Below are 4,839 nucleotides of genomic sequence, written 5' to 3'. Positions count from 1 at the left end.
TTGTGTAAACTGCATTGGGAATTCTTTTCATTTTGACACCTCCATTGTCGTATTGTACATCAACTTTGGTGTCTACTAAAAACATCTTACGTCACTTTAAATGATTCGCTTGTTGTGTCAACGGCTGAACGAATCTGTTCTTCCACTATAATGCTTCCAAGAGGCAGGTACAGAAATTCCGGGCTTTCAACTGTTTTCTTTGTTGCCATTTTTACCCCCTTTTGTTTCAGTGAATAGTCGTTAGTGAACAGTGAATAGTCATAACATATCTACTGCCTTAACCGCTATTCACTGTTCACTATTCACTGCTTTTAATATCCCTCAATGCTGTTCTTTATTTTAACCAATATTATAAATCTGTCAAGTTTATTTAATCAAAAGTTTCCCCGTTACAAATCCGGGGATGTTCCATAGAAAATTAAAACAGCTTGATGTTCTTATTGAACTTGTTAGAAAAAATAAATATTGTTAAAAAAAGTAAATAACTTTAGGATGCAAAAGACAGTTAATGAGGGCGACCAAAGTCACCCTCATTAACTGCTGACTGCCTGTTAAAAATAGTTTAAATATCCAGCTTCTTCCTGTTTGCTTCAATGTGTGCCATTATGCCGTCTACTGCCTTAACCGGATCTTTTTCAACGCTCATAACACCGCCTGTTACCTGTTTGCAGTCTTCAGTGAGGAGCTTCACGAGGTTTGGTCCACCTGTCACGGTAGGAACGGGGTTGACATACGTATAGAGACCTAAGGCAAGGGCAAAGACCGCATCAATCGTTGCCTTTTGTTCCATATACTCCGGTGCAACGGCAGCAACAGGAAGGTCAGGTATGGGCACATTCCCCAGGGCAACTGATATGGCTGCCAGAAAATCGGCGATTCGCCCTGTATCTGTGCACGTACCGTAGCTTAATACTGGAGGGATTTGCAACAATTCGCATACAGACTTAAGGCCGCTGCCTGCAAGCTCCTTTGCCTCCAGACTGCAAAGGCCTGCAACCTGCATGGCACCGTTGCCGCAGCCCATAGAAAGTACCAGTACATCGCGTTTAATAAGTTCTTTTGCTATCCGGATGCTGTGCACGTCCTGCCCGCTGTCACGAAGGCTCGTGCAGGAGACAAGGCCTGCAATACCGCGAATGGCTCCGCTTGCTATTGCCTTTAACAAGGGTTCCGGTGTTCCTCCAAGGACCTCAAGAATGCTTTCCGTTGAGAAGCCAACGACTGCCTCTCTCATGGGCAATTGCGTAACAGGTATAACAGTGGCCCTGCGTTCTTTAAAATTATCAATGGCCATTTGTAAGAGCCGGGCAGCCTGCCCTTCTGCTTCTTCGGGGCTATAGTTGATCCTCTCCGTAACCCCTTCAAAGGCAACAAGCTGACTTACAGGGATGAGTTTGAATTTATATTTTTCAGCATAAAAAGGGTCTACTGGCATGGAGCAGTTCATATCGCAGGCAAAGAGGTCGATACAACCGCTTGCAAGGACTGCCTCCTGCATGATCCAGTTACCGGTAAAGCCATAAAATATATCATCCATCTCCCATCTCTGGATCATCTCCTGACCTGTTTCGATATTTGCGATTATCCTCATGCCCTTTGCGCCGACAGCCTTAGCCTTCTCCTGCCACTCAGGTTTTCTGGCAAGCTGCACCATGGCAAAGCCGAGAAAAGGTTCATGCCCGTTGGGCAGTGCATTTACATAATCAGGGTCAAGGACGCCCAGATCAACACGCATGTTGTGCGGCGTTGGTACGCCAAAGAGTATGTCCTGGCAGTATTCGTTTACGATCTGGCTCTCGTATGCCGTTGCTATGGCAAGACGCATCGCTTTTAATGCAAGGCTTACATAGTAACCGTCTACGTTGGTCAGGCACGAACTTGTAGCAAACATCATCTCGCCGTAAATCCCGCCCGGCATAATTCCAAGTTTCTTCCACAGGTTTGTGCGTTCCCTCGGGGCAAGGGTTTCCACAATATAGCTCGGTTCATCATATTTTCTATTAAAATCAGCTTCTACATAATTACACAGCATAATAGCTATTTCATCTTCCGATATCATTGTGGGTATCCCGAACCTTTCTGCAAATTTTTCCAGTTTTTCCGGGCTTGTAATCTTAAAAGGCGTTTTACCGTTTACTGTTGCCCTGAGCGTTTTAATAGTCTGCTCGGTATGGTAATGATAAGTGGAAGCGCCCATAACATTCCTGAGCACCATCATGCGCATTGCCATGCCGTCGCCTGTGATGCCGCAGACACCCCGTTTGTCTTTTGCAACATCTGCCCTGCATGGACCGTTCGAACAAAGGTCGCAGCGGACCCCTCCCTGGCAGAAAGGACACCTCTGGTCGGGGTTGCCACCCATACCCTGGGCTTCATACCTGTCCCAGATGTTATCCATATTGTCGTTTTTAATCCTGTCGTATACTTTTCGGACTGACTCGTGGTAAGAGATCCTGTCGTCTTCCATAACTGCTCCTCCTTTTATTTCATTTCGTGGTATATAAGTTCCTTATTTTGCTTTGTCATTGTGTCTTTCAAAAAAACAATAAAACATAAACTCACAATCTGGATATCTGTATGCCCTTTTGAACCCTCCCTGGATCATTTTTGTTAAAACAAATTCTATTCTATCAGAATGAAATATCAAAGACAATCTCATATCTATTGCCGGTAAAAACATATATTTTTTTGTGATAACGGAACCAGTTGAAAAAACAGTTGGGAATAAAGATTGACACTGTTTTTTGGAGGATATAAAGTGTTATCAAAAGCTTTTCAGACTTTTGATAACAGGACATACATTCAAAGGAGGTTCAACATGATAGATCAATGGATACGCGAAATAAAGACACATGCAGATCCGGAAGCTTTAGGCATGATGCTTGCCCACAATGGTGTAGTCAGGGGTACAGCAAAGAACGGAAAACCTGTAAATGGGATGAAACTGTCCTTTGACAAAGCAAAACTTGAATCCCGCGTAAATGATATGAAAAAAAGAGACGGCATTGTGGAAATCAAGGCATGGATCAACCAGGGTGAATTGAAGATTGGCGATGACATCATGTATGTTCTTGTTGCCGGCAGGTTCAGGACAGATGTGCTCCCTGCACTGCAAGAACTTTTAGCCTTTATCAAAAGCGAAGTAGTAAGGGAGGAAGAAATTTAGCATTAGAAGAGTGATTTATGGGGATACGCAGATTGTGCCTTCTCTTCTTTTGAAAATGTTTGAACAAACCGTTATATTAAAGATATTTAAAGAATACCTGCCTCTAGGGTAAATTATGTAGAAAAAAGTTGCACCATTGAAATATTATGGTTAAAATATCCAATTAATTTAAATATTCACAAGAAAGGCAGCGGAGGATATTTGGCAGAGACACGTTCACAGTGGCATAACAACAATTTAGCACTCATTTTTCCCTATATTGGCAAGAAAACCTTAGGACTGGTGGGCAATATAGGTGCAATGCTTATCTTTTTTTCACAGGCCTTTTATCAAATCTTCCGTAAAAAACAATTTATTGAGATAATAAAACAGGTTTATTATATCGGCGCCAGATCCTCCCTGATAGTAATGCTTGTAGGCCTTTTCACCGGTATGGTCATGGGCCTGCAACTTTTCTACACCCTGGTGAAGTTTGGTTCTGTAGGTGCCCTTGGATCTGCCGTATCATTATCCCTTATCAGAGAGTTGGGACCGGTTCTAACGGCTATTATGATTACCGCAAGGGCAGGCTCCGGTATGACTGCAGAGATAGGCATCATGCGTATCTCCGAGCAGATCGACGCTCTATATTCCATGCGGATCGATCCTGTACGTTATCTTATCAGCCCGAGGATTGCCGCTTCAATAATCAGCTTTCCTTTGCTCACATCCTTTTTTGATCTTGTCGGGATACTGGGAGGGTATTTTACGGGCGTTCTCCTCTTAGGGACAAATGCAGGTACGTATTTTTATCGAGTCCAGTCATCTATAAACATGGTAGATGTAAGGGGAGGTTTTATAAAAGCACTGGTCTTTGCTGTAATTGTCTCTTGTATATGCTGCTTCCAGGGTTATTTCTGTCATATGCGGAGCGACGGTTACGGAGCCAAGGCCGTGGGTCTCGCCACTGTCTCGGCTGTAGTGATCTCATGTGTGATGATACTTATTGCGGATTATGTAGTAACCTCTTTTCTTATGTAGGAAAAATAATGGAAAACAGCCCTTTGATAGAATTCAGAAATGTTACAAAGCAGTTCAATGATAAGGTTGTATTAAACAAAATCAATGCGAGCATCTATGAAAACCAGATTACAACCATTATCGGGAAGAGCGGAACCGGGAAGAGCGTATTCCTGAAACACATTATCGGTTTGCTCAATCCTGATGAAGGCAACATTCTTTTTCAGGGGATGCCAATCGATAAGATGAATAAAGCTGAACGGGTAGCTTACAGAAGCACCATCTCCTACCTGTTCCAGAACAATGCCCTCCTCGATTCCATGACGGTTTTCGATAATGTTGCCTTCCCGTTGCGTCAGACCATGGACCTCAGCAAGAAAGAGATTGAAGAAAAGGTATTGAAAAGGATTGAGGATCTGGAACTCACCGAAGCCCTTAATAAATATCCTTCTGAGCTATCGGGCGGCATGCAGAAAAGGGTAGCCCTGGCGCGGGCACTTGTAACGGACCCTAAGATCGTGCTCTTTGATGAGCCGACTACGGGTCAGGACCCCATCAGGAAGAACATGATCCTGAGCATGATTACCCATTACAGAAAAAAATTCGGGTTTACCGCTGTTATGATCAGCCATGATATCCCGGATGTTTTTTTCATATCTGATCGTATTATCATT

The 4,839-nt window shown here is 43.4% G+C and carries 5 protein-coding genes; 3 read left to right on the top strand and 2 right to left on the bottom strand.

Annotated elements, in window-relative coordinates; translation table 11 throughout:
• Positions 1-86: 86 nt before the first annotated feature.
• Together NT010_12120 and cooS are read right to left on the bottom strand one after the other, a co-directional pair.
• Positions 87-209: a hypothetical protein gene (locus NT010_12120; GenBank protein MCX5806787.1), complete on the bottom strand. Its 123-nt coding sequence runs from the start codon at positions 207-209 to the stop codon at positions 87-89.
• Between the two features lie 353 nt (positions 210-562).
• Complete coding sequence (gene cooS, locus NT010_12115) at positions 563-2,467, bottom strand: anaerobic carbon-monoxide dehydrogenase catalytic subunit (protein MCX5806786.1); 1,905 nt, start codon at positions 2,465-2,467, stop codon at positions 563-565.
• 351 nt (positions 2,468-2,818) lie between these two features.
• Between cooS and NT010_12110 the strand changes: the two genes are divergently transcribed.
• The 3 genes from NT010_12110 to NT010_12100 all read left to right on the top strand — a co-directional run.
• The gene (locus NT010_12110; GenBank protein ID MCX5806785.1) at positions 2,819-3,166 is read left to right on the top strand and encodes a molybdenum cofactor biosynthesis protein MoaE; all 348 of its coding nucleotides are present in this window, start codon (positions 2,819-2,821) and stop codon (positions 3,164-3,166) included.
• Between the two features lie 201 nt (positions 3,167-3,367).
• Positions 3,368-4,186 (top strand): ABC transporter permease, encoded by an 819-nt coding sequence (locus tag NT010_12105; protein ID MCX5806784.1) that lies wholly within the window; start codon positions 3,368-3,370, stop codon positions 4,184-4,186.
• 8 nt (positions 4,187-4,194) lie between these two features.
• On the top strand, positions 4,195-4,839 hold a 645-nt coding region (locus NT010_12100; GenBank protein MCX5806783.1), incomplete at its 3' end, for an ATP-binding cassette domain-containing protein.

Source organism: Pseudomonadota bacterium (assembly GCA_026388275.1).
Taxonomy (GTDB): Bacteria; Desulfobacterota; Syntrophorhabdia; order Syntrophorhabdales; family Syntrophorhabdaceae; genus JAPLKB01.
Note: the sequence above shows the minus strand (reverse complement) of the source record. Positions and strands in the feature narration are given on the sequence as shown.